Source organism: Terrabacter sp. RAF57 (genome assembly GCF_052113925.1).
In the GTDB taxonomy this organism is placed as follows: domain Bacteria; phylum Actinomycetota; class Actinomycetes; order Actinomycetales; family Dermatophilaceae; genus Terrabacter.
The window spans coordinates 1-23860 of record NZ_JBFRDT010000024.1; the positions used below are offsets into that span (position 1 = coordinate 1).

At 65.5% G+C, this 23860-nt stretch carries 22 protein-coding genes; 14 read left to right on the forward strand and 8 right to left on the reverse strand.

Annotation, left to right across the window (positions count from 1 at the left end):
• The coding region (locus AB4Y83_RS19940; RefSeq protein WP_442297930.1) for a DUF1800 family protein at positions 1-822 on the forward strand (822 nt) is incomplete at its 5' end.
• 8 nt (positions 823-830) lie between these two features.
• Positions 831-2186: a DUF1501 domain-containing protein gene (locus tag AB4Y83_RS19945; RefSeq protein WP_442297931.1), complete on the forward strand. Its 1356-nt coding sequence runs from the start codon at positions 831-833 to the stop codon at positions 2184-2186.
• A gap of 10 nt (positions 2187-2196) precedes the next feature.
• Here AB4Y83_RS19945 and aqpZ read toward each other — a convergent pair whose 3' ends face one another.
• A complete protein-coding gene (aqpZ, locus tag AB4Y83_RS19950; RefSeq protein WP_442297932.1) occupies positions 2197-3009 on the reverse strand; it encodes an aquaporin Z in 813 nt (270 codons plus the stop codon).
• Positions 3010-3427: 418 nt separating this feature from the next.
• On the opposite strand from aqpZ, the gene AB4Y83_RS19955 reads away from it, so the two are divergent.
• The 5 genes from AB4Y83_RS19955 to AB4Y83_RS19975 all read left to right on the forward strand — a co-directional run bounded on the left by AB4Y83_RS19955 (position 3428) and on the right by AB4Y83_RS19975 (position 9402).
• Positions 3428-4804: a sugar transferase gene (locus AB4Y83_RS19955; protein ID WP_442297933.1), complete on the forward strand. Its 1377-nt coding sequence runs from the start codon at positions 3428-3430 to the stop codon at positions 4802-4804.
• A 90-nt stretch (positions 4805-4894) separates the two neighbouring features.
• On the forward strand, positions 4895-5938 hold the full coding sequence (locus AB4Y83_RS19960) for a glycosyltransferase (RefSeq protein WP_442297974.1): 1044 nt from the start codon (positions 4895-4897) through the stop codon (positions 5936-5938).
• A gap of 364 nt (positions 5939-6302) precedes the next feature.
• Complete coding sequence (locus AB4Y83_RS19965) at positions 6303-7334, forward strand: hypothetical protein (RefSeq protein ID WP_442297934.1); 1032 nt, start codon at positions 6303-6305, stop codon at positions 7332-7334.
• 8 nt (positions 7335-7342) lie between these two features.
• Positions 7343-8356, forward strand: coding sequence for a glycosyltransferase family 4 protein (locus tag AB4Y83_RS19970; RefSeq protein ID WP_442297935.1), 1014 nt, complete (start codon positions 7343-7345; stop codon positions 8354-8356).
• Entirely contained in the window at positions 8353-9402 is a 1050-nt protein-coding gene (locus AB4Y83_RS19975; protein ID WP_442297936.1) for a polysaccharide pyruvyl transferase family protein, read from the forward strand. The genes AB4Y83_RS19970 and AB4Y83_RS19975 overlap by 4 nt, the downstream gene beginning before the upstream one ends.
• Before the next feature lie 17 nt (positions 9403-9419).
• On the opposite strand, the gene AB4Y83_RS19980 is transcribed toward AB4Y83_RS19975, so the two are convergent.
• A complete protein-coding gene (locus AB4Y83_RS19980) occupies positions 9420-9896 on the reverse strand; it encodes an acyltransferase (protein ID WP_442297937.1) in 477 nt (158 codons plus the stop codon).
• Positions 9897-9965: 69 nt separating this feature from the next.
• Here AB4Y83_RS19980 and AB4Y83_RS19985 point away from each other — a divergent pair, with 69 nt between their 5' ends.
• The gene (locus AB4Y83_RS19985; RefSeq protein WP_442297938.1) at positions 9966-10832 is read left to right on the forward strand and encodes a glycosyltransferase family 2 protein; all 867 of its coding nucleotides are present in this window, start codon (positions 9966-9968) and stop codon (positions 10830-10832) included.
• Between the two features lie 158 nt (positions 10833-10990).
• Here the strand turns inward: AB4Y83_RS19985 and AB4Y83_RS19990 are convergent, their stop codons facing one another.
• From AB4Y83_RS19990 to rfbB, 3 genes are all read right to left on the reverse strand, one after another.
• Positions 10991-12427 (reverse strand): O-antigen polymerase, encoded by a 1437-nt coding sequence (locus AB4Y83_RS19990; protein ID WP_442297939.1) that lies wholly within the window; start codon positions 12425-12427, stop codon positions 10991-10993.
• Positions 12428-12497: 70 nt separating this feature from the next.
• Positions 12498-13376, reverse strand: a complete 879-nt coding sequence (gene rfbD, locus AB4Y83_RS19995; RefSeq protein WP_442297940.1) for a dTDP-4-dehydrorhamnose reductase — start codon at positions 13374-13376, stop codon at positions 12498-12500.
• On the reverse strand, positions 13373-14386 hold the full coding sequence (rfbB, locus tag AB4Y83_RS20000; protein ID WP_442297941.1) for a dTDP-glucose 4,6-dehydratase: 1014 nt from the start codon (positions 14384-14386) through the stop codon (positions 13373-13375). The genes rfbD and rfbB overlap by 4 nt, the downstream gene beginning before the upstream one ends.
• 74 nt (positions 14387-14460) lie before the next feature.
• Here rfbB and AB4Y83_RS20005 point away from each other — a divergent pair, with 74 nt between their 5' ends.
• Together AB4Y83_RS20005 and AB4Y83_RS20010 are read left to right on the forward strand one after the other, a co-directional pair.
• A complete protein-coding gene (locus tag AB4Y83_RS20005) occupies positions 14461-15804 on the forward strand; it encodes a UDP-glucose dehydrogenase family protein (RefSeq protein WP_442297942.1) in 1344 nt (447 codons plus the stop codon).
• Between the two features lie 121 nt (positions 15805-15925).
• Positions 15926-16531 (forward strand): arsenate reductase/protein-tyrosine-phosphatase family protein, encoded by a 606-nt coding sequence (locus AB4Y83_RS20010; protein WP_442297943.1) that lies wholly within the window; start codon positions 15926-15928, stop codon positions 16529-16531.
• Between the two features lie 79 nt (positions 16532-16610).
• Here the strand turns inward: AB4Y83_RS20010 and AB4Y83_RS20015 are convergent, their stop codons facing one another.
• The gene (locus AB4Y83_RS20015; RefSeq protein ID WP_442297944.1) at positions 16611-18206 is read right to left on the reverse strand and encodes a polysaccharide biosynthesis tyrosine autokinase; all 1596 of its coding nucleotides are present in this window, start codon (positions 18204-18206) and stop codon (positions 16611-16613) included.
• A gap of 147 nt (positions 18207-18353) precedes the next feature.
• On the opposite strand from AB4Y83_RS20015, the gene AB4Y83_RS20020 reads away from it, so the two are divergent.
• Positions 18354-19277: a hypothetical protein gene (locus AB4Y83_RS20020; RefSeq protein ID WP_442297945.1), complete on the forward strand. Its 924-nt coding sequence runs from the start codon at positions 18354-18356 to the stop codon at positions 19275-19277.
• A 39-nt stretch (positions 19278-19316) separates the two neighbouring features.
• On the opposite strand, the gene AB4Y83_RS20025 is transcribed toward AB4Y83_RS20020, so the two are convergent.
• Together AB4Y83_RS20025 and AB4Y83_RS20030 are read right to left on the reverse strand one after the other, a co-directional pair.
• Entirely contained in the window at positions 19317-20333 is a 1017-nt protein-coding gene (locus tag AB4Y83_RS20025; protein ID WP_442297946.1) for a glycosyltransferase family 2 protein, read from the reverse strand.
• 8 nt (positions 20334-20341) lie between these two features.
• Positions 20342-21412, reverse strand: a complete 1071-nt coding sequence (locus AB4Y83_RS20030; RefSeq protein WP_442297947.1) for a glycosyltransferase family 4 protein — start codon at positions 21410-21412, stop codon at positions 20342-20344.
• Between the two features lie 270 nt (positions 21413-21682).
• Here AB4Y83_RS20030 and rfbA point away from each other — a divergent pair, with 270 nt between their 5' ends.
• The 3 genes from rfbA to AB4Y83_RS20045 are packed head-to-tail and all read left to right on the forward strand — an operon-like array spanning position 21683 to position 23770.
• On the forward strand, positions 21683-22561 hold the full coding sequence (gene rfbA / locus AB4Y83_RS20035; protein WP_442297948.1) for a glucose-1-phosphate thymidylyltransferase RfbA: 879 nt from the start codon (positions 21683-21685) through the stop codon (positions 22559-22561).
• A gap of 13 nt (positions 22562-22574) precedes the next feature.
• Complete coding sequence (locus AB4Y83_RS20040) at positions 22575-23180, forward strand: dTDP-4-dehydrorhamnose 3,5-epimerase family protein (protein ID WP_442297949.1); 606 nt, start codon at positions 22575-22577, stop codon at positions 23178-23180.
• Entirely contained in the window at positions 23177-23770 is a 594-nt protein-coding gene (locus AB4Y83_RS20045; RefSeq protein WP_442297950.1) for an arsenate reductase/protein-tyrosine-phosphatase family protein, read from the forward strand. The genes AB4Y83_RS20040 and AB4Y83_RS20045 overlap by 4 nt, the downstream gene beginning before the upstream one ends.
• Positions 23771-23860 lie beyond the last annotated feature (90 nt).

Genomic DNA, 23860 nt, shown 5'->3' on the forward strand with positions numbered 1-23860 from the left:
GTCGACTCCGAGTCGGGTCTCTACTACTACCGGCCCAACCGTCGTCACGTCGGGACCGTCAAGGTGCTCGCCTGGAGCGACCCGAACGCGACGCCCGAGAACGGCAGCGCCGTCGCGACGCTCTACCTCAACTACCTGGCGAACCACCCGGCGACGGCGACCCGCATCGCGACGAAGCTCGTGACCCGCTACGTCTCCGACACGCCCGCGGCCACCCTCGTCACCAAGCTCGCGCAGGTCTACCTCGCGAACGGCACTGCCATCGCTCCGGTGCTGCGAGCCCTCTTCCTCTCCCCCGAGTTCGTCGCCTCGGCGGGCCAGAAGATCCGCACCCCCTACGAGGACGCCCTCGCGTCATGTCGCATCCTGGGGTCGACCCCGGAACCGATCCCAATCGGAACCACCAGCAGCGACTTGAGGACGCTTTACTCGCTAATGAGTTCGTTTGGGCAGTCGCCCATGGGTTGGCCCGCGCCGAACGGCTACCCAGACGTCGCCGCTGCTTGGAACGGCGCGTCGGGCACGCTCAACCGTTGGAACTTCCACCTGCGCCTCGCCGGTGGCTGGACAATGCAGTCGATGAAGCGCCCTGCCCTGAGCTCGTTCGTCCCGTCACCGCAGCCGACGACGTATGCCGCCCTCGTCGACGCGCTCGCCGCGAAGCTGCTCATCACACTGACCACCGCCCAGCGCGACTCCATCTGCCGGTTCGTCGACCACGCTCCCACCGACGCATTAAAGGCAGGGGCGCCGGCCCTGACGGGGCGGTTGCCCCACGTTGTCGCCCTGCTGCTCAACTCCCCGAACTTCGCGACCCGCTGAGGACCACCATGACCATTACGCCCACGGACCTGACCGCGGCCCTGCCCGGCTCCACACCGGAGGACGTCGACGACGCCGTGCCGGCTGAAGGTTGCGGTTGCCCGCAAGGGCAGGCGCTGACCTCGCGCGTTTCACGCCGCACGCTGCTCGCGGGCGCGTCGACGCTCGGCGCGCTCGGCGCCGTCGTTGGCGTGGCCGGCCCCAGTGCCGCCACGCAGCTCGCCTTCGCCGGGACGGCCTACACCGGCGACACGATCGTCATCCTCAGCCTCCGCGGCGGCTTCGACGGCCTGTCCGCGGTGGCCCCCGTCGGGGACCCTGCGTACTTCGCCGCGCGGCCGACCATCGCAATTCCGGCCTCGCGGGCGATCAGGCTCGACAGCATGTTCGGGCTGCACCCCGCCCTCGCGCCGCTCAAGCCGATCTGGGACGCCGGCGGACTCGCGGCCGTCCACGCGGTCGGCCAGGTCAACCCGACACGCTCGCACTTTGACGCCATGGCCACGATGGAGAACGCCGCCCCGGGCTCGACGCTGCGCACCGGCTGGCTCGACCGCATGATCGGGCTGAGCGGCCCGGTCTCGACCTTCGCCTCCGCGGCGGTCGGGACGTCCACGACGCCCCAGTCGATGATTGGGCCCAACCCGGAGGTCGCGATCCGCACGGTCGACACGTTCAGCCTTCTGGGGGCCGATACCGCGACTGAGCAAACCCGCTGGACCACCGCGCTCAACGCGCTGTATGCGGGGGCACCCGCCGCGCTCGCGGCACCCGCGAAGGCGACGCTCGGGGCGCTCTCGACCATGTCGCCCCTCAAGGCCGCCGGCTACACCCCGGCCAACGGGGCGGCATACCCCAAGGGAGCCGTCGGCGACGCCCTGCGCGACCTCGCTCGCCTCATCAAGGCCCGCATCGGGCTGCGGGCGGCGACCATCGACCTCGGCAACTGGGACATGCACTCCGGCCTCGGGTCCAGCGACTCCGGCTGGATGTTTCGGCAACTGACCGAGCTCGGGCAGGCGCTCGCGGCGTTCAACCAGGACCTCGGGGCGCAGATGAGCGACGTGACGCTCGTGACCCTGAGCGAGTTCGGGCGTCGCGTCGCCGAGAACGGCTCTGGTGGCCTGGACCACGGACATGGCAACGTGTCGCTCGTCATGGGTGGAGGGCTGCGGGGTGGCAAGGTCTATGGACGCTGGCCTGGCCTCTCCGAGGCCAACCTCAACAACGGTGACCTCGCCGGTGCCACTGACTACCGCACGATCCTCGCCGAAGCCCTCGAGCAGCGGGCCCAGCTCGCCTCCGCCACCGTCTTTCCCGGGCTCAGTGCGGACCGACTCGGGATGTTCGCAGCCAAGGCCTGAACCTCCACCGTCAGTCGAGGATGGGGCGACCGTGGTCGTCCACGGCGGCGTTCTCCACCATGTCGGTCGATCCGCTGATATCCATGTCGTCGCGACGCTCGCCGGTGAGCCAGGCAAACGTGCTGCCGGCGATGAGTCCGCCGACGACCGGTGCGACCCAAAAGGCCCAGAGCTGGCCGACAGCGCCGTTGCCGTTGAAGAAGGCCACGGCCGTCGAGCGGGCCGGGTTGATCGAGGCGTTGCTGATCGGGATGGCGACGAGGTGCGCGAGCATCAGCCCGAAGCCGATGGCGAGCGGGGCGAAGCCCTTCGGGGCGTCATCCTTGGTCGCGCCCAGGATGATGTAGACGAAGAAGGCAGTGACAAGCGCCTCCGCCACGAGCACCGCCCCGAGTGCGAAACCGCCGGGGGAGTGAGTGCCGTAGCCGTTGGCCGCGAGGTTGCCCGTGACGCGTCGACCCGTGGAGGAGAGCAGGCCGGCGAGCGCACCGCCTGCGAGCAGTCCGCCGACGACTTGGGCGCCGATGTAGCCAGGCACCTCGCGCCACTCGAAGCGCTTCGCGACCGCGATGCCGATCGTCACGGCGGGATTGAAGTGCGCCCCCGAGACGTGCCCGACGGCGTAGGCCATGGTCGTTATGGCGAGGCCGAACGCGATGGCGATGCCGAGGAAGCCGATGCCGTAGTTGACGGGCGCCTCATCGGAGAGAGCCTTGACGAGAAACTTTCCGCTGAAGATGGCCGAGCCGCAACCAATGAAGACGAGCCAGAAGGTCCCGAGCGCCTCGACACCCAGGCGTGAGCTCAACTTGGGGGTGTACATCAGGCTCCTCCAGCAAGGATATCTAGGCCAAACACGCGGGAGGCTCCCGGCGCCCGCAGCCTAGCGTGCACCCGCAGGTCCCGGACGAGGCCGATCACCTCGATTTCCTGCCCGACCCGAGAGGCACTGCTCGCGAACCGCGCGCAGACGGGGCTTCTTGAGCTCGGCATCCACACCCACGGACGCGTCACGCGGACATTGACGGGCAACATGGAGGAATCGATCATATGAGACACTAGCCGTATACCCCCCTTTCCGGAGCAGCCAGAGGCGTGCTGTGATCCCGACGGTGGGAGTTCTACGCACCCCATCAGGGGGCGGCCAAGCAGGAGAGCCAGGGGGCACGAGCCAGTTGAGCAGCCGAACACTCGATCAGTCGGTCACTGCCGCGCCAGCCGCACGCCATCGGTGGGCGAGCGTGGAACGTGCTCGACTGGCAGCCTCAGATTTGATCACGGCGTTCATGGCAGCGTTGGTGGCCCAAGCAGTTAGCTTGCCTAATGTTGACATGGATGTTGTCGCGGGAGGCTCCAGGGATATCGCTACCCCTTCATACTGGTTGCTCAGTGTCGTAATCGCCGGTTCTTGGACCGTCGTGCTCGGGCTCAACGGCTCGCGAGACAAGCGCGTGCTTGGATCGGGCGCTGAGGAGTACAGGCGCGTGATCGCCGGTCTCGTCTGGATGCTCGGGGGGCTAGGCTTCGTGGCCTATTTCCTCCAGTACGCGGTTGGCCGCAGCTACGTTGTGATCGCTCTTCCGCTCGGAGCGCTGGCCCTGCTTAGCACGCGGTGGTTCTGGCGCAAGCGGCTTCTGAAGATGCGTGCTGAGGGTGCCGCGTCGTCGAGAGTGCTGACCGTCGAAGGGCTGGACGACATAGGACGTGTAACCGAGCACATCGGCGGCTCGCCCACGTCTGGGCTTACTGTCGTCGGGCAAGTGTCGGTGCAGGACAGCGAGACCCTGTCGGAGGACGTCGCACGTCTGGCTCGCCAGCTCGATATCGACGCGGTCGTTGTCTCTGCGTCCGCGCACCTCTCACCGGCCCAGCTGAGTCAGCTCATGTGGTCGCTCGAGTCTGTGGGGGCCGACCTCATCTTGGCACCCTCACTGAGCGGCATCGCCGGACCTAGGGTGCACACGCGACCCATCGAGGGCCTTCCCCTTCTCTATGTGGAAGGCCCCCGCTATGCMGGGGCGATGCGGACTGTCAAGGACGTCTTTGACAAAGTCTTCGCTTCCATTGCCCTCGCACTCTTGGCACCCCTATTTGTCTTGATCGCCATCGCCGTAAAGGCGACGAGCCCTGGTCCGGTCTTCTTTCGTCAGACTCGTGTCGGGCTGAATGGTGCCGAGTTCGAAATCTGGAAGTTCCGCTCGATGAGCGATGGTGCTGATGCTCATCTGGTCAAGATGGCTGAAGAGCAAGGCTTCCTGCCGCCACTGGTGAAAATCAAAAACGACATGCGCGTAACGCCGATCGGGCAGTTCCTGCGCACCTGGTCGCTCGACGAGCTCCCGCAACTCCTCAACGTAATCCAAGGCAACATGAGCCTAGTTGGGCCCCGGCCGCAGCGTCCTCAAGAAGTCAGCACGTACACAGAGACGCACGCTCGGCGCCTTAAGACTAAGCCCGGCATGACCGGGTTGTGGCAGGTGAGCGGACGCAACGATGTCGAGTGGGATCAAGCGGTTCGTATGGACCTCTATTATGTCGAGAACTGGTCGCTCTCGCTTGATCTAGCGGTTATCTGGCGAACAGTCTTTGCTGTTGCGAGGGGTCGAGGTGCGTACTGACGTCCAAGGAGGTTCACGAACTGTTCGCAATTCTAGGGGATGCCTGCAATGAGGATTCTGCATCTCACGCAGCCATCTGATGGCGGGGTGATGCGGGTGGTCACTGGTTTGAGTTCGCATCAAACTCGGCTCGGGATCGAATCCGCGGTTGCAGCCCCTGCAACTTTTCAGGGTCGTGACGAGCTAGCGGCTGCTGGAGTCAAGTTCTACGAGTGGGAAGCCAGCAGGCTCCCGCTCTCGGGCTTCGTCGCCAGCCAGCGCAAACTCGGAACGATCGTGGCGCACTATAAACCCGATGTTGTACACCTGCATAGCTCGAAGGCTGGACTAGTAGGTCGTGCTCGCCTTCGAGGATCCATACCGACAGTCTTTCAGCCTCACGCATGGTCCTTTGAGGCACTACCCCCAGGGCTGGATAGGGCGGCACTCACGCTCGAGCGCTTGTGTGACCGGTGGCACGATCTTGTCATATGCGGAAGTGTGGCCGAGTCGGAGCTGGGCGTGACTGCAGGCATCAAACACATTCGTACTGTCGCAAATGGCGTAGACACCACGTACTGGCAGCCACGCTCCCAACACGAGGCGCGAGCACGCTTGGGCCTAGAGCCCGGCAGGCCGCTCGTTACATGCGTCGGAAGACTCGCCAAGCAGAAGGGGCAGGACCTGTTGCTTGGCATCTGGCCCGAAATTCTCCAATCACACCCAGATGCCCTCCTCGTGCTCGTCGGCGATGGACCGGCTGAAGCCGACCTCCGCACCATGTCTCGCGGGGTACCCGGCGTGACGTTTGCGGGAGGCACCAAAGACCCACGCGACTGGTATGCAGCCAGCGATGTCGTGGCCCTGCCTTCCCGTTGGGAGGGCGCAGCACTGGTCCCTTTGGAGGCAATGGCCATGGGACGCTCTGTCGTCGGGACCGACGTTGGTGGTTTGCTGGACCGGCTGGGTCAAGGGGCGGTGGTTGAGCTCCGGCACTCTGACCGACTCGCGACACTGATCGCTTCGCGACTGGACTCCCCAGACAGGAGGGCGGTGGAAGGGCGTAAGAACGCAGACGTGGTGACGAGGCAGTTCTCGGCTCAGGTCGCTTACGAACAGATGACTGCCGTCTACTCTGAGATTGCTCGCTCGTAATACAGGCATCTAGCCAAGAAATAGATCCGCTGATGCAATTTGAGTGCTCAGCCTTTCCCTGAAAGTGAGATAAGGACTTGAGGACGAGAGTGAGTGGGGCGCTTTGCTAGACCGCCACTATAGAAGTTGCGGAGCGGCGATTGCTAAGACGACGGCCGCTGGAGCTCCCTAAATGAGGACAAGAGCTTTGCGACCCCCCATTGCAAAACGAGCCCCGCTTGGCCTTCTTGATCAACTGGCCATCAGCTTGGGCAATATTGCAATCCTAAGTATCAACGCGCACGCCCTGACTCCTTCTGCTTTCGGACAGTTCGTGATGTTCTGGACGCTCTGCCAACTTGTCCTGAGTGTCAGCCGGGCTATCGTGGGCGAGACCCTGATGGCGCGAGGAGCGAAGCTGGGGGACTCACCACTGCTCGCCTCGCTCCTCGTTGGACTTGGTATCGGCGCCTTCCTAGTGTTGGTATCCTTTCTGATTCACGACCTACAGGCGTGGGCGTTGTTTGCCGCCTGCGCTGCGCCGGCACTCGCCCTTCAGGACGCCGTTAGGTTTGTCTGTCTTGAGCATGGGCGATTGGAACGTATGTTCGTGCTAGACATCGCGAACTTGACCTTGCTGGGCGCTGGATCACTCCTGGCGTTCGCCGGTGGGTCACCACACGACTCCGCCTTGGCTTTCGCCGTAGCTGCGTGGATCTCAGCGCTAGTAGGTCTTACATCAAGTCGAAGGAACCCCCTGTCCGTCTCGGGAGGTTTGCATTTCCTGCGCAGGCATTTTAAGCACAGTTCCTCCTATGCCCTCGAGGCATTGATGGGCGCTTCGGCGGGAGCGCTCACGGCAGTCGTGCTTCAACGCGTCGCCGGATATGATGCTCTTGGCGCATACAAGGCCGCAATCTCTGTAATGGGTCTAACCAGCGTCATGATAAACTGGGCTCGTTCCGTGTATATGCGGCAACTCAGGGACCGCTGTGCGATCGAGGGAAGTTTGAAGCGCGAGAGCTTGAAGTTGTCGCTCATCCTAGCCTGCACGGTCCTTCTAACCGGAGCGGCTCTCCTTCTGCTCCCCGATATTGTGGGAACTGCCGTGTTCGCAGATTCATGGCTCCTAGCAAGTGCTCTCATCTTGGCGGCGGTCGCCAACCGCCTATTTGCTTCACTGTCAGTGGTGCCAGGCATCATTCTGCGGCTACTTGGAGAGTCATGGAGAAGCACGCGGGTGAGGTTTCTCGGAGCCGTGGCCGCTCTGGTCCTGGCGCCTCTCGGAGCTGTTCGGGGAGGTGGCGCGGGAGCGCTTTTGGGAGAGGCGCTTGCCTTCGCTCTCTTGACGGCCGGCCTCTACATTCAAGTGTCCAGAAGCACTCGTTCTACACAAGTCAAGGAAGYAGCTCAGTGAAGATAGGAATGCCCGGACGAATCCTGGACAGGCAAGTGGGCGGTAACACGACATATGCACGCCAATTGGCCGCGGGACTGCGTGCAACGGGGATAGAAGTGACGTCCATTCGGCATTCAACAAAGGCCCCAGTGAACGCAATTTGGGAATCGCTTGCCGGATATAGTGTAGGCACCTACGACATCGTCCATTATGTGGCAGATACGGGCCCCATCCTAAGAACACGCGTTCCCTCGGTGCTCACAGTCCATGGAGTGGCCAGCCGCTGGATCTCAGTGGCGCGCACCAAGAATCAGGAGCGTGTCTGGCGCGGACGCGTGTCAATGGCTTTGCGTAACGTTGACTCGGTAGTCACTGTTTCTCAAAGCAGCGCGGATGACATCGCGGAGGTTTTCGACTATCCGCGCGAAAAGCTGTCCGTAATTCACCATGGGATCGACCCCTCATACTTCAACCCAATAGATGAGACCAGTTTAGGCTCCCAGCTACCAGCCTCATCACCATACGTGTTGTACGTGGGCAATATTGAGCCGCGAAAGAACCTCGAATCCTTGGTGACGGCTATGGAGGCGCCTGCGGTGCGAGCCCTTGGGCTGCGTCTAGTGATTGCAGGCCGCCCAGCCTGGAATTTCGAACGCACGATGGAGGCGATGGCGACCTCGCCGCACGTGACCTATCTAGGCTTCGTTTCGGAAGAGCAGAAGAGGAACCTCATTCGGAATGCGGAGCTGTTTTGCTTTCCGAGCTACTATGAGGGATTCGGCTTTCCTGTGCTCGAAGCCCTGGCCGCGGGTGCAGTCGTTTGCAGCACCAGGTCCGGGTCGTTGAAGGAGGTGGCTGGCCCCTCGCTGGAGATTGAAGGGCACGATCCCCAAGCAGTGGCTGACGCGCTCGTGGTCGGCGTCACGGATACAGGAGTCAGGCATCGATGCAGGACTGAGGGACCTGGATGGGCAAGGAAGTTCTCATGGGATGAAAGCGTCGAAAAGCACCTGAACATCTACGGGCGGGTGCTGCCATGAGACGAAGAGTCCTCATTCTCCACGCCTATAGCGCGAAGAATCGTGGCGATGGCCTACTCGTAACACACTCTCTTCAAGTCTTGAGTGAGGCGCTGGGGGATGACCTGGACGTCACTCTGGCGGCGTCAGATCCCAGAACCTTTGACACACTAGGCATCCGAGTAGTAAACTCCAAGCCGAGCTGGCGAGGGTATAGTCGCGAGTATTTGCGGGTCCTCACCAAAATCAATAGCTTCGACCTAGTGGTGGGAGTGGGTGGTGGTTACCTGCGAGCAGGGCATCTTCTGGAAATGATAAAGATGCTTGTGGTCATGGGTCCCCAAATTGCTGCGGCCGCGTTTTCGACTACACCGAGTGTCTATCTGCCACAAAGCATCGGCCCTCTCCGGTTCGGTTCCCGAAGGCTGATTATTCCTCTGCTGTCACGACTCGATGTCGTGTATGCACGGGATGACAGGACGATGCGGGAGATCAACCTCCATAACAGCCGCCGAGTTCCCGATTTGGCAGCCCTCGGAACCTCGAGGCTCACGGGTGGGCACGATATCAATCTGATTCCCGTTCTCAGCGTGCGCGCCGTACGAGGTACAGTTCCACCAGCCGTATTGGCGTTGGCGCGGGGGATCCACCGGTACGATGCGTTCATCCAAAGCACGGTGGGGGGTAACGATGACCGTGCCGCTACGAGTCAGCTAAATCCGCAGGCTATTCTGGACGCAGATTCTTTGCTCTGCGAGACCACGCCGCGTGTGGTCGTGGCAATGCGCCTCCATGCTGCCCTGATGGCACTGTCAGAGGGCCACTTCGTAATACACTTGGCATACGAGCGAAAAGGGTTTGGCGCCTTCGACGACCTGGGTCTATCCGAGTACGTGCACAACTCCAGGGCCTTTGACCCTGACGTAGTGCGTGCCCAACTCAGTGGATTGCTGGAGTCTCAGACAGAGAGGGCGAGGTACAACCGCGCAGTTTTGTCGTCTGCTTCGCGTCGCAGCGATGGCAGAACAGAGATCCTGCGCGCGGTCGCGCGAGCGAATATGCCCTAGGTCAGAGTGTCGGGTAATCAGAGTTTGCGAATTAGTCGAGCTGGGACTCCGCCGTATATTCCGTTCGAAGAGAGATCCCCTGTAACCACAGCGCCGGCGGCAACCACGACCCCACTCTCGATAGTAACGTCGCCAAGGACTGTGACATTTGCACCGATCCAAGATCCGCTTCCGATACGGATCGGCGTGTCTCGGTTGTCTCCTGCCCGTCGTTCTGGACCTCCCAAGGCGTGATCGCGTGATATGAGTGTACAGCCGGGACCAATAAACACGCCACTGCCTATGGTAACCTCGCCAGAGTCGATATAGTTATCGTGATTTATGAAGCAATCAGTTCCGGTGGACAGGCTGACCCCTTTGAAGCGGCACCCTGAGGCGATATAGGTCCTCGCTCCGATATTGAATCCCAACCGGCGCAGAAGAATGGATCTCCATGATATCGGCACCAGTTCCCTCATGATGATTGCGTTTACGAGAAGTAGTCTAAGACGCATGATTAAAGCATATCAGGGCTGCAGCAGCCCATCCGTCCTGTACATCTATTTGATGGAAGTTGGCGCTAGGTGAGGCTGGGTGTAGTCATTGCGACCTTGGGCCATAGCGATGGTCTAGACAGACTCATGTCTTCAATCGCTGAGCAGAACTATCCAGTCTCGGACGTAATCATAGTAGACCAGTCGCCTGAGCTCCGATCGTCTGCAGTGGTCGAAAGATGGTCAGGAGTTCTTCCCGTACGGATGGTCACCTGCCCGCCAGGTCTGTCTCGCTCGCGGAATGCAGGAATCGCGGCCCTTGAACGGTGCGACGTTGTGGCGGTAACTGACGATGATTGCGAATTCACCACAGGTGCGTTCCTCACTGCCGTAGGTGCGATTGAGTCCGGCGGCCTTGCGGGAATTTCCGGTTGTCTCGAGAGTGATTTGGGGGTGCGCACGAAATTCTCTGTTTCGCCGCTAGTGCTCAATGCGGACAATGTTTGGAGGAATGCTATCGAGGCAGCCTTATTTCTGCGCGTTTCGGTCTTCTTTGCTGTCGGTGGTTTTGATGAATCGTTAGGTTTAGGCAGCGGCACGCCCTGGCGCTCCGGCGAAGGGACTGATCTTTTGCTGAGAATGCTTCGCTTTGACGGCGGCGACCTAGAATATTTGCCTAGCGTGGTGATCCGAGAGAGATCTCATTCTAGTACGACACCAAGGAACGCGTGGAAGGCAAGATCATATGGGAGAGGCACTGGCCGCGTGCTGCGGAAGAACTACATATGGTCCAAGGCTGCGCCAAGATTGATGGGACCGCTCGCGAGGGGCACAGGAGAACTCCTTCGTGGGCGGTTCGGAGCAAGCCTAGTCAGCTTCGCAGAGTTCTTAGGTCGTGTTGAGGGATGGCTGGGAATTGCTATCAAAGGCCATGGAATGTCACACATCGGAACCTGAAATCCGGGGCCGGACCAATTTCTAAGTCGGCTGTATACTGCTCGGCGGGGTACCACGCAGGGCTCTGCTAGAGCTTCGCATACGCTATCCCAATACTGTGATTGGTTCATGGTAAGCCGAAGATTCGATCCGTCGTGTCGCGACCGTTGCCAGCTGGCCTACAAACCGGGCGCGCCGGAGGAAGCGCTCGGTTCTTTGTTAATAGAGGATGCGACTCTCGTGCGATTTTGCCGCCCACGTGGCTCACGCCATGGGCGTGCGGCGGGCTCCCGGGAGGTGGTTCTTGGGTACTTGATGGCGAAAATGAGTAGGGCGATCACACCGGGGGTGAAGCGGCCCTGTGCCCAATATATGTATCTCGGAAGCTCGAGGATGCCAATATAGAGAACTGAGTACAAGAGGAGCGCTGCCAGTCTTCCCTCAACGGACCGTTTGAATATATGTCCCACCGCCAGACCCGCCAGTATCCAGAAAATCAGCATGCCGATTATGCCTAGTTCTGCGTAAGAGGTCAAGAAAGAACCGACACTGTTGTATTCCGGGTTACCATTCTGTTGAAGAACAGTGCCCCACCATAACGGCACGTCGGGCGGGGTGAAGAGCTTGCTGATACCAGGTGCATTCCAGAATGCGTCGATTGTAAAGTAGGGTGGCAGGTCGTGACCTTCCCTATTGAGTGCGAAGAGTGCGCTATTGTTATATGCGGTGGAGTAGTAGCCTAGGAGCCGGTAGGTAACCCATTCTGGGAATGTCTGATGCGTGGTGTACTGATAGAAGACCCAACTCCGGGTGTATTCGGACGCGGCGAATAGCGCCCATATCAAGGGTAGTGCTACGGCGGGCGCGTGCCGCTTGCGTTTAAATGTGCGGTGAGTGGACTTGGGGTCGACGCCAGGGGTTAGGATATAGATCACGACGATTGGAACTACTACTTCAAGGATGGCAAGCCGTTCGGCGTATAGGAGGGTGCGCGCCGCTGCGAGCGCGACGAGGAGCCAGAATCCACGCCGCCCCTGTCCCATGCGGAGAAGGAGTGCACCGACTGCGCAGCAAAGCGGCGCTAACTGTGTCAACGTTGTAAGGCCCGCAATCGGCCTTGCCGCGGACTTCAGATCACTGATGGCGCCAAGCTGTCTGTCAAAGACGGCTCGCAAGTTGTTCAGACTGACGCCGCCCAGTCCCCCCGCGATCGTCCAGGCCGCGTATCCGAATATCGCGAGCCAAAATAGGATTGTGTACGTGCGGTTCAAGTACCTCAACTGTGATGGGTTGAGCGACAGGGTTGACGTGCGTGGGGTCATCGAGATGTTCGAGACCCCTAAGATAGCCAATGCGAATGCGCCGAATCCAAGTGCCAAGATGAGAGTGAGATCTACCGTAAGGTATTTTGGGGTGCCCCAAGCCGACCTATAGACCTCGTCTGAACTAAGGGCCGCAAGCACCAACGTGCTTCCGGCTAAGAGCAGGAGAGCTGCGGCTGGATGAAGCCACCATGGCCAGCGAATCTGAAGGACGGCCCCCTGGTCTGAAGGTGGTTTTATCCGCTGAATTTCTTGAGAGTTCAATTTTCGTGGCCGAGTGTGTGACGTAACCACTATTGACCTCTGGTTAGTGATGGGGCTTGCACCTGCGGGGCGGGGGGCTGGGTCGACTTTACAGCACGCATCACGGCGCGCTTGTCGCGCAGCGAATGGCGAGTTGATGTCGCCACTCGCCGATCGGGGCGATGCCCGCCTGCTCGATGCTCAGGTGCGACAGGACGCTCCACGGTGGGCGGGGAGCAGGACGTGAGGAGACGTCAGTTCTTATCGGCAACACCCGCTCGGGGTCGAGCCCGCTCAGCTCGAAGACGGCCCGCGCCAGCCCGAACCACGTCGTCCGCCCGCTCGCCGTGCCGTGGTGGATGCCGTATGCCGTGTCGCCGGTCACGAGACGCACGATGAGGTCGGCGAGGTCGACCGTCCACGTCGGCTGCCCCACCTGGTCGTCCACGACGGAGATCCTGTCGCGCTCACCCGCGAGGCGCAGCATCGTCGAGACGAAGTTCGGGCCGCCCGCACCGTAGAGCCACGCCGTGCGCACGACCCACGACTCGGGGCACAGCGCCCGCACGGCCCACTCGCCCGCGGCCTTGGTGCGGCCGTAGGCCGAGCGCGGCGCGACGGGGTGGTCGACGGCATACGGCTCGGTGGCCGTGCCGTCGAAGACGTAGTCCGTGGAGACGTGGACGAGGCGTGCGCCGGCGCGCGAGCACGCGCGGGCCACGTTGGCGGCACCGACGGCGTTGACCGCGAAGGCGGCCGCCTCGTCCGTCTCCGCGGCGTCGACGGCGGTGTAGGCGGCCGCGTTGACGACGAGGTCGTGCCCGTCCACCGCGGCCACGCACTGAGCCGGTTCCGTGACGTCGAGGTCACCGCGACCGAGCCCCGTGACGACCCAACCGGCTGCCCGCAGTGCCGGGACGAGGTCGTGCCCGAGCATCCCGCCTGCTCCGGTGACGAGGGCGCGCCCGGCGCCCTCCGGACCACCCGCGGTGGCGGTCATCGCCCGAGCCGCGCGTAGGTGCGCTCGGACTCGACCTTGGCGGCCTCCCACCACTCGCGGTGGGCGGCGTACCACTCGATCGTCGCCTCGAGGCCGGCGCGCACGTCGCCGTAGCGCGGCTTCCAGTCCGTCTCGAGGCGCAGCTTCGTCGCGTCGATGGCGTAGCGCAGGTCGTGGCCGGGACGGTCGTCGACGTGCTCGAACCAGTCGTCCGGCTTGCCGAGCAGCTCGAGGACCATCCCGACGATCTCGAGGTTGTTGCGCTCGCCATCCGCGCCGATGAGGTAGGTCTCGCCGAGCCGGCCCTGCTCGAGGATCGCGATGACGGCGTCGTTGTGGTCGTCGACGTGGATCCAGTCGCGCACGTTGAGCCCCGACCCGTAGACCTTAGGGCGGATGCCGTCGAGGACGTTCGTGACCTGGCGCGGGATGAACTTCTCGACGTGCTGGCGCGGGCCGTAGTTGTTCGAGCAGTTCGACACCGTCGCCCTGATGCCGAACGACCGGATCCACGCCCGCACGAGCAGGTCGGCTCCGGCCTTGGTGGCCGAGTAGGGGGAGGAAGGGTTGACCGGCGTCTTCTCGGTGAACCGCTCGTGGTCGTCGAGCTTGAGGTCGCCGTAGACCTCGTCGGTCGAGATGTGGTGCAGGCGCTTCTCGTGCCTGCGGATCGCCTCGAGGAGGGTGAAGGTGCCGACGACGTTGGACTCGACGAAGGGCCACGGCGAGTCGAGGCTGTTGTCGTTGTGCGACTCGGCGGCGAAGTGGACGACGACGTCGTGGTCGGCGACGAGCCGGTCGACGAGCGGCGCGTCGGCGACCGAGCCCTCGACGAGCTCGACCGAGCCGTCTCCGCCCAGGTCGGCGAGGACCGGCGCGAGCGAACGGCGGTTGGCGGCATACGTCATCGAGTCGATGACGGTCAGGCCCCAGTCGGGCCGCACCTCGCGGGCGCGCAGGACGAAGTTCGATCCGATGAAGCCGGCTCCGCCGGTCACGAGCACGCGCATGGAGCCGAGAGTATCGAAGCGCCGGCAACGTCACGGCCACCAGCCGTTCTCCGGCGCTCGATATGCTGCCCGGCGTGAAGATCTCGGTCATCGGATGCGGTTATCTCGGAGCGGTGCATGCCGCGTGCATGGCCGACTTCGGCCACGACGTCGTCGGCCTCGACATCGACGAGCGCAAGGTGGCCAAGCTCGCCGCCGGCGTGCCGTCGTTCCACGAGCCCGGCCTCGAGCCGCTCCTGCGGCAGGGCGTGGCGGACGGCACCGTGCGCTTCACGACCGACAAGACCGCCCTCGCCGACGCCCGCGTCCACTTCATCGCCGTGGGCACTCCGCAGCGCGGCGGCAGCTACGCCGCGGACATGAGCTACGTGTGGACCGCCGTCGAGGACATCATCGCCAACGCGAGCCCGTCGCCCGACGGCCCGATCGTCGTCGTCGGCAAGTCGACCGTCCCCGTCGGCACGGCGCAGGCCGTCGCCGACCGGCTCGCCGAGGCCGGCGTGGACGCCGTCGTCGTCTGGAACCCGGAGTTCCTCCGCGAGGGGTATGCCGTCCAGGACACCCAGCGCCCCGACCGCGTCGTCTACGGACTGCCCGACGACCGCGATCGCGGCGAGATCGGCCGCGCCGTCGTCGACGAGGTCTACGCCCCGATCATCGAGGCCGGCATCCCGCGGCTGCTCGTCAACTACCCGACGGCCGAGCTCGTCAAGGTCGCCGCCAACTCCTTCCTCGCCACGAAGATCTCCTTCATCAACTCGATGGCCGAGCTGTGCGACGCGTCCGGGGCGGACGTCTCGCGCCTCGCCGAGGCCATCGGCCACGACGACCGCATCGGCTCGAAGTTCCTCCAGGCCGGCATCGGCTTCGGCGGCGGCTGCCTGCCCAAGGACATCCGCGCCTTCATGGCCCGGGCCGGCGAGCTCGGCGTCGACCAGTCGCTGACCTTCCTCCGCGAGGTCGACTCGATCAACATGCGCCGCCGCGACCACGCCGTCGACCTCGCCTCCGAGATGGCCGGCGGCCGCCTCGTCGGCGTCAAGGTGGCCGTGCTAGGCCTGACCTTCAAGCCCGACAGCGACGACGTGCGCGACTCGCCCGCCCTCGACATCGCCGGCCGCCTCTGGGGCCGCGGCGCCAACGTCGTGGCGACGGATCCCGCGGGCGCCGACGCCGTGCGCCTGGCGCGGCCCGACCTCCAGATCGTCGACTCGGCGGAGGAGGCCCTCACCGGCGCCGACCTCGTCATGCTGCTCACGGCGTGGAAGGACTACGTCGAGCTCGACCCCGCCCAGGCCAAGTCGCTCGTCGCGACCCCGCGGATCATCGACGGGCGCAACGTGCTCGACCCGCGCGCCTGGACCGACGCCGGCTGGGACTACCGGGGCATGGGACGCAGGTCCAGCTCGATCTGGTGAGGCGTGCCCCTGGTTGGGGGATTCGTGAGACAACCGCCTCAATACCGCCATTCTGCCGATGGCGCCACCCGAGAGCCGCCTAGGATCGAACCTCCACGAACACCGGACCACAGGGGGCAAGATGCTCGGGGATTCTCCTCGCGCCCGCGGCATCCTTTTCGTCTGCACCGGCAACATCTGCCGGTCGCCCTACGCCGAGCGGCGGCTGCGGCAGCTGTTGCCTGAGGCGGGGGTGCCGATCGAGAGTGCCGGGACCGGTGCCGTGGTCGGCTCCGGCATCGAGACCGAGACGAGCGAGGCGCTTTGTCGACTCGGCGCCGACGTCACGGGCTACGCAGCGCGAGCGCTCACGCCACGGCTCGTCGAGGGGGCCGAGCTGGTCCTGACGATGACGCGGGCCCATCGCGGTGACGTCGCGCGCGTGCGTCCGTCGGCCATGCGCCGGATCTTCGCCCTGGGCGACTTCGCCGAGCTGTGCCGGTCCTCCCAGACGTGGCGGCCGATCGTGCCGACCCAGCCCTGGCTGCCACAGGTCGTCGCCGAAGCTGCCGCCGCGCGCGGCACGATCGCCCCGCGGGACGTGGGGGAGATCGATGTCGTGGACCCTTATGGACGGTCCGMTCGCGTCCACACGGAGGCCTTCGACGGCATCGAGGAGTTCCTCGAGGTCATCGTCGCCGCGCTGGGTAGCGTGGCCGGGTCGTCGAGGGCGCAGTCGGACCGCTGAACGCAGACGAAGGACCCCGTCACCACGGTGACGGGGTCCTTGGTGCGTGCGTCCGGTGCCGCGAGGGTCCGGTGTCTCCTCAGCGGAAGATCGAGTCGTCCGTGGGGAAGGTGGGCTTGGTCCCGTTCTGCTGCTGGGGCACAGTTGCGCCTCCGGTCGTGTCGCCCGGTGCCGCACTCGACTCGTGCGCGTTGGGCCCGGGCTCGGGCGGCCTACGGTCACCGACGGCCGGCGACCTAGGGTTCACCGGCCCGACCTGGTCGGGCCCTGCGGCGGGGCGCCTGCGCGCCCGGCCCAGACCCTTGGCGCGCTGGCGCTCGCTCTCGGGGCGGTAGTCGTACGCGTAGGTGCCGTAGCCCGCCCCGAGCTCCTTGGTCTTGACCCGGTTGAGGATGAGGCCGAGCAGGGAGCCGTTGACCGCCTCGAGGGACTCGAGGGCGCGACGGACGTGCTCGCGCTGGGCCACCCCGGCGCCGACGACGACGAGGGCACCGTCGACGATCGTGCTGAGCACGGCCGCATCGGTGACGGGCAGCAGCGGCGGGGCGTCGATGAGGACGTAGTCGAAGCGCTCGGCGAGGTCGGCGACGAGCTGCTCCATGTTCGCGGAGCCGAGCAGCTCGCTCGGGTTGGGCGGTATCGGACCGGCGCCGAGCAGGCGCAGGCCGGTGCGGCCGAAGGGCTGGAGCACGTCGTCGACCTCGACCCGGCCGACGAGCACGTCGGTGAGGCCGACAGAGCCCTCGAAGCCGAGGTAGTCGAGCAGCCGCGGTCGGCGCAGGTCGCCCTCGATGACGACGACCTTGAGGCCCGTCTCGGYGAGGCTGAGGGCGAGGTTGGCCGTCGTCGTCGACTTGCCCTCGCCGGGCAGCGACGAGGTGACGACGATCGACTTCGGCGGGTTGGCGACGTCGATGAACTGGAGGTTGGTGCGCAACGAGCGGAACGCCTCGGCGCGCTGTGAGTGGGGGTCGACCTGGACGATGAGGGGGTGCGTCGACGCGTCGGGGTCGAAGGCGATGGCGCCGAGGATCGTGCGGTCGGTGACCGCCTCGAGGTCGCGCTGGGACTTCACCGACTTGTCGAGCACGTCGCGCAGCAGGGCGACGCCGAAGCCGAGGAGCAGTCCGAGCACGAGGCCGAGGGCAAGGTTGCGCGTCGGCTTAGGGCTCACGGGCGCAGTCTGTGCCTGCGCGTCCTCGGACACTCTCACCTGGACGGGGCTCTCCTTGCCGGACCGGCTCTCGTAGTTGGCGATGATCTCCGGGAAGACGTCCTCGAGCGCCTGGGCGATGCGCAGCGCCGCGTCCGGGGAGCTACCCGTGACGGTGACGTCGATGAGGCTGGTCTCCAACGGGATCGAGGATGTGATCTGGGGACCCAGCTCGGCCGCCGTGGTCTTGACACCGGACTTCTCGATGACGGGGTTGAGCACCTTCCCCGTCTGGAGCAGCTGCGCGTACGTCTTGACTTTGGACTGGCTGAAGGTGTTGCCCTGCTGCAGGGAAGAGGCGGAGTCGTCGCCCGAGGTCGAGACGTAGAACTGCGTTGTCGCGGCATACGTGCGCGGTGTCAGCGCCGTGTACGCGGCCGCCAGGCCGAGGGTGACGAGAGCCACGGCGGCGATGATCATCCATCGCTTCCTGATGACGTTCAGGTAGTCCTGCAGCTCCACAGTGGTGTCTTCCTCGTCGGCCGCGCCTGGTCACACGACTCCAGTCGGGCAATTCCGACAGTTCACTCCCGCGCATCCTAGTGCGCCTGCCCGAGATGCGGCGATTCCGTCCAGATGATCCGTAGAGTGTCGCCCGTGATGCGATGGATGTCGGACCGATCGATGGGGCGTGTGGCGCTCGCGGGCCTGCTGGCCCTGCTCGTCGTCGACGTGCTCCTTGTCGCGCTCGCCTTCCGGCCCGACGCCGCGGGAGCCTCCACTCCGGCGTCGGCTGTCATTGCCCCCGTCCCCAATGCGTCGCCCACGACGACCGCCCCACCTGACCTGAAGGCGACCCCCGTGACGGAGGTCGTCGCGGCTCTCGACGGCAAGCGGGCCTGGCGTGCAGCGCTCGGCACCTGCCCGGACGGCGGGGCGAGCCTTCGCGTCACCGACGACGGTGGGCGCACGTGGACCAAGCGCGCCGTTCCCGCCCGCGCTCTCGGGCGCGTGCAGCCGGTCGCCGGCGACCGCGGCTTCGTCATCGGCGCCCAGGGGAGCGGGTGCACGGTCGGGGAGTACGCCACCGACGACGACGCCACGACGTGGCGCGGACCACGCGACGTCGAGGGCGGCTGGTCACGCGTCCCCGGTGGAGCGTCGACCACGCTGATCACCCCGAAGCGTCCCGACGCCCGCCCGTGCGGCACCACCACCGTGGTGGACCTCGCCCGCGTCAGCGCCAAGCGCGCCGTCGTCGTCTGCGCGGACGGGCGACTCGTCCGGTCCACCGACGGCGGCTCGACGTGGACCACCCTCGCGACCGTCGACGGCGCGCTCGCCGTCGGCGCCCGCGAGGTAGACGGCACCCCGGAGGTCCACGTCGCCCGCGTGGCCGACGGCTGCGCCGGCGTCGAGGTCGCGAAGGTGTCAGACGGCAAGGCTGCCGGCGGCGCCTGTGTCGAGACCTCCCTCGACGGTGCCGAGGGCAAGGTCTCCATCAGCGTCGTCGACGACGCCGGCTGGCTGGCCGTCGCGGACGCGACCTGGCGCTCCGACGCGAGCTTGGAGACGTGGCGAGCAGTCCCGTGACGTAGGGCTCCGGCCTCCGGCCGCTCCGGGCGCGGACTGCTAGGTGTGCCAGCCGTAGCCAACGCGAGGGTCCGAGGGCGCATCAACCGCGCGCCTCAGGCCCGTTCGCATCCAGAACTTGGGCGGACGCCAGAGCAGGAGGTGGCCACAGGACTCAGCCGCGAGGCGAAGCCGAGGCGTTCCGAGCCGGGAGCGCGGCGAGCTCAGAGCCAGGTGCCACTTGGCCTGGGCGAGGTCGCGCTGGCGGGCGCGCCACACCTTGGAGAGGCTTCTCCTCTCAGCTCGGGTGATGTCAGGGGCGTGGTACGTCATGGACCAGTTCCGACGGGCGGCCCGGACGTACCGGACAGGATCGGAAGTGGCGTTCGACGAGTGACGACGGTAGGAGACCTGCGGCGCATCCATCACCGCTATCGGACCGAGTCGCGCCAAACGCATGAAGAAGTACCAGTCCTCGGCGCCGGCAAGGTGAGAGGCGAAGCCGCCGACAGTCCTGACGGCTTCGGTACGAATGAGGGCGCAGGCAGGTGGGTAGAGGCGGCTCTGGTCGAACAGCTCGAGGAACGTGATGTCGCGGGAGGGTTCGAGCGGGACGAAACGCCGGCCGTCCAGCACTCGGCGGGTGTTCATGTGCGTCGCGAAATCTGCGGCCTCGATGCGGTGCCCGTCCGCATCGACCAAGACGGCGGTGGTGCGAACAGCAGTCGAGTCCGGCCGCGACGCGAGTTGCTCGATCGCTCTGACGAGGAACTCGGGTGGTAGCACGTCGTCACCATCGAGGAAGACAACGAAGGTGGACGCGCCGGACGCACGGGCGAAGCCGGCATTGCGCGCGGCGCCGGCGCCTGCATTCGGCTGCCTCACCAGGCTGACTCGACCGTCGGACAGGAACGGCAGAGCGGCCTCGGCGCTGTCGTCGGTCGACCCGTCGTCCACGAGGATCAGCTCCCAGTCCTGGTGCGACTGCGCCAGCACACTCGAGATCGCGTGACCCAGGAAGTCTCGACAATTGTGGAAAGGCACAATGACAGTGACGAGGTCGCGTGTCTGGGTCATCGGACGGCTCACGTCGCGAAGGCGCTGACCGTGGAGGTGAGCTTCGCCGACGCGGTCGTCCAGCTGAGCAGCTCGGCCCGTTGCCTGCCGCGCTCTCCCCACTGCTGACGTAGCGTCTGGTCGTCGAGGAGGGCCTCGATGACCTCAGCCAGGCGCGAGCTGTCGTTCTTGGGTACGACGAGCGCGCCGTCACCGGCGCACTCGGGCATCCCCCCTGAGTCGGCGACGATGGTCGCTGCTCCACACGCCATGGCCTCGAGCGTGGTCAGGGGACAAGGGTCATCCCAACGTGAGGGCAGCGCGACGATGTCAGCCCACCGGTAGTGGGCGGCGACCTCGGAGCGCTCGGTGAAGGGCACGAAGGAAACGGCCCCGGGTAGGTCCGCTGCCGTGCGGCGCAGGATCTGCTCGTAGCTGCTCAAAGCGCCTCCCGGCGAGAAGCCGGCGCTCCCGACGATCCTGACCTCCAGGTCGTGACGGGCCAGAAGCCGGCAGGCCGACAGAACGAGATCAGGACCCTTTTCCCTCACGACACGCCCGAGGAACAACACCCGCACGCGATCCCTGTCACCGCTGCGCTCGCTGGGAGAGAAGGCGGTGGTGTCGACGCCGTTCAGCACGACCTGGACGTTCTGACGCAGACGTGCAGGCATTCGAGGCGCGAGGCGTTCTGCCAACCACGAACTCACCGCCACCACTCCCTCAAAACCGTGACAGGCCCGACTGGCGACCCAGGGGACCGCACCAGGCAGAACTTCGTTGTGCGCGTAGAGAATCGTCGGAATCTGCTTTGGCGCGTGTCTGGCCAGAAAAGGGCCGTTGTGGATCATGAGCGCGGCCGCATCATCGGGCACGTGGTCCATGGCATCGCCCATGCTGTGCTCGAGGAAGGGTTTGCCCCACCCGGCCCTTGCCGCGACGGCATCGGCGCGTGCAGCGGGCGCTGACACGTACGGTCCCGGCTCGTACTCGAGCGCCCGAGCCGACTCGTAGCGCTCGCGGTAGGTGGTGCGGGCGACCAGCACCGCGTGAGACTGCGCTGCTGGTGCGGCAGCGGCCAGACCGTCAATCACGGTCATGACGGCAGAGCCGGTTCTCGGCGAGAAGTGGTCGTGTGGGGTGGGTAGATGCACGATGGGGCGCGACACATGACTCCCTGCGGGAACTCGTCGAGGTCCGCTCATGCTAGACGTCGCCTGACGGGCTGAAGTGGCTATCGGCCGATCCGCAGCCTCTTGAGATCGCGCCACGAGGAGCCGTGCGGTGTCAGGACGTCTGGCCGGCTCCAACCCGCCCAGAGAGGCATCGCTGGACGACGTCTCATGCCCGAGCACCTAGGCTGACCGACCATGAAGGGGATCATCCTGGCGGGGGGCACGGGCAGCCGGCTGCACCCGATCACGCGCGGCATCAGCAAACAGCTGATGCCCGTCTACGACAAGCCGATGGTCTACTACCCGCTGTCGACGCTCATGATGGCCGGCGTCCGCGAGGTCCTCGTCATCACGACCCCGGTTGACGTCGAGCAGTTCCAGCGCCTCCTCGGTGACGGCTCCCAGTGGGGCATGACGATCACGTATGCCGTCCAGCCGCGTCCCGAGGGGCTGGCGCAGGCGTTCGTGCTCGGTGCCGACTTCATCGGCGACGACCGGGTGGCGCTCGTCCTCGGTGACAACATCTTCTTCGGCCCGGGGCTCGGCACCCGCCTCGCCGACCACACCGACGTCGAGGGCGGCCACGTCTTCGCCTACCGCGTCGCCGACCCCACGGCCTACGGCGTCGTCGAGTTCGACCCGGACGGCCACGTCATCTCCATCGAGGAGAAGCCCGAGCACCCGAAGTCGAGCTACGCCGTGCCGGGCCTCTACTTCTACGACAACGACGTCGTCGCCATCGCCCGCGGCCTGAGCCCGAGTGCGCGCGGCGAGCTCGAGATCACCGCCGTCAATGACGAGTACCTCCGCCGCGGCACCCTGTCGGTCAGCGTCCTGCCGCGCGGGACCGCGTGGTTCGACACCGGCACGTTCGAGGGCCTCATCGAGGCCAGCCAGTACGTCCACGTCGTCGAGGCGCGGCAGGGCCAGAAGATCGGCTGCGTCGAGGAGATCGCCTGGCGCAACGGGTGGCTCGACGACGACGGCATGCGACGGCACGCCGACGACCAGGCCAAGAGCGGTTACGGTCTCTACCTGCACGCCCTCCTCGCCGAGGGCAAGGACACCCCGTGAAGGCAAGGACCTGATGGACATCCGCCCGCTCCGCATCGACGGAGCCTTCGAGATCACGCCGCGCCAGTTCCCCGACGACCGAGGCGTCTTTGCCGAGGGCTTCCGCGCCGACCGCCTCGCCGAGGCCATCGGCCACGAGATGCAGGTCCGGCAGACCAACATCTCCGTCTCGTCGGCCGGAGCCCTCCGCGGCATCCACTTCGCCGACGTGCCGCCCTCGCAGGCCAAGTACGTCACGGCCACGAGCGGGGTCTTCGTCGACTTCGTCGTCGACGTCCGGGTCGGGTCGCCGACCTTCGGGCAGTGGGACTCCGTCGTGCTCGACACCGTCGACCGCCGCGCGGTCTACCTCGCGGAAGGCCTTGGCCACGCGCTCGCCTGCGTCGAGGACGGCACGGCCGTCTACCTGTGCTCCGAGGTCTTCACCCCGTCGATCGAGCGCGGCATCAACCCGCTCGACCCGACCGTCGGGCTCGAGCTGCCCGACGGCTTCGTCCCGGTGCTCTCGCCCAAGGACGCCGCCGCCCCGACCCTTGCGGCTGCCGCGGACGCCGGGCTGCTGCCGACGCTCGAGGCCTGCCTCGCCCACACCTCCTCGCTCGCCGGGGCGCGCCGATGAGGCCGGTGGGTCGGGTCCTCGTCATCTGCACGGGCAACGTGTGCCGCTCGCCCTACCTCGAGCGTCGGCTGCGTCAGCTCCTCGCCGGGCAGGACGTCCACGTCGAGAGCGCCGGCACGCGCGCCCTCGTCGGCGCCGACATCGAGCCCGGGTCGGTCGCCGCCCTCGAGGCCGTGGGCTCCGACACGGCGGGCTTCGCCTCGCGCCAGCTCACCCCTGCGATGCTCGACGCTGCCGACATCGTCGTCACCGCGACGCAGAAGCACCGGGCCGACGCCGTCGCCCTGCACCCGCGGGCCCTGCGCAAGACCTTCACCCTGGGCGAGCTCGCCGACCTCGTCCGCGACGCCGACCTCGCCGCGGCCGCGGCCGCGCCCGACGTGTCGGCGGCCGACCACGACACGCCGTGGGCCGCGATCGTGGCCGAGGTCGCTCGTGGTCGTCGAGGACTCCACCCGGCGCGCACCGCGGCCGAATCGGACATACCCGACCCATACGGGCGCGGTTCTGCGGCATATGACCGGATGTCGACCGAGATCGAGGCGCAGCTGCCCGTCGTCGTCGCAGCCCTGACGCCGCCCGCCGGCTGACCCGAGAGCCGATCCGAACGCGGACTGCCGCGTACGACAGGCGGATTCGCCCCTAGCATGTCCCCCGGGGGAAGGGCCATCAGCCGTGTC

Excerpts from the sequence above, each read along its gene's own strand:
- AB4Y83_RS19945 (WP_442297931.1), top strand. The coding sequence starts at position 831 with ATGACCATTACGCCCACGGACCTGACCGCGGCCCTGCCCGGCTCCACA.
- aqpZ (WP_442297932.1), bottom strand. The coding sequence starts at position 3,009 with ATGTACACCCCCAAGTTGAGCTCACGCCTGGGTGTCGAGGCGCTCGGG.
- AB4Y83_RS19960 (WP_442297974.1), top strand. The coding sequence starts at position 4,895 with ATGCGGGTGGTCACTGGTTTGAGTTCGCATCAAACTCGGCTCGGGATC.
- AB4Y83_RS19970 (WP_442297935.1), top strand. The coding sequence starts at position 7,343 with ATGCCCGGACGAATCCTGGACAGGCAAGTGGGCGGTAACACGACATAT.
- AB4Y83_RS19975 (WP_442297936.1), top strand. The coding sequence starts at position 8,353 with ATGAGACGAAGAGTCCTCATTCTCCACGCCTATAGCGCGAAGAATCGT.
- AB4Y83_RS19980 (WP_442297937.1), bottom strand. The coding sequence starts at position 9,896 with ATGCGTCTTAGACTACTTCTCGTAAACGCAATCATCATGAGGGAACTG.
- rfbD (WP_442297940.1), bottom strand. The coding sequence starts at position 13,376 with ATGACCGCCACCGCGGGTGGTCCGGAGGGCGCCGGGCGCGCCCTCGTC.
- rfbB (WP_442297941.1), bottom strand. The coding sequence starts at position 14,386 with ATGCGCGTGCTCGTGACCGGCGGAGCCGGCTTCATCGGATCGAACTTC.
- AB4Y83_RS20020 (WP_442297945.1), top strand. The coding sequence starts at position 18,354 with ATGTCGGACCGATCGATGGGGCGTGTGGCGCTCGCGGGCCTGCTGGCC.
- AB4Y83_RS20025 (WP_442297946.1), bottom strand. The coding sequence starts at position 20,333 with ATGACCCAGACACGCGACCTCGTCACTGTCATTGTGCCTTTCCACAAT.
- AB4Y83_RS20030 (WP_442297947.1), bottom strand. The coding sequence starts at position 21,412 with ATGACCGTGATTGACGGTCTGGCCGCTGCCGCACCAGCAGCGCAGTCT.
- rfbA (WP_442297948.1), top strand. The coding sequence starts at position 21,683 with ATGAAGGGGATCATCCTGGCGGGGGGCACGGGCAGCCGGCTGCACCCG.
- AB4Y83_RS20040 (WP_442297949.1), top strand. The coding sequence starts at position 22,575 with ATGGACATCCGCCCGCTCCGCATCGACGGAGCCTTCGAGATCACGCCG.
- AB4Y83_RS20045 (WP_442297950.1), top strand. The coding sequence starts at position 23,177 with ATGAGGCCGGTGGGTCGGGTCCTCGTCATCTGCACGGGCAACGTGTGC.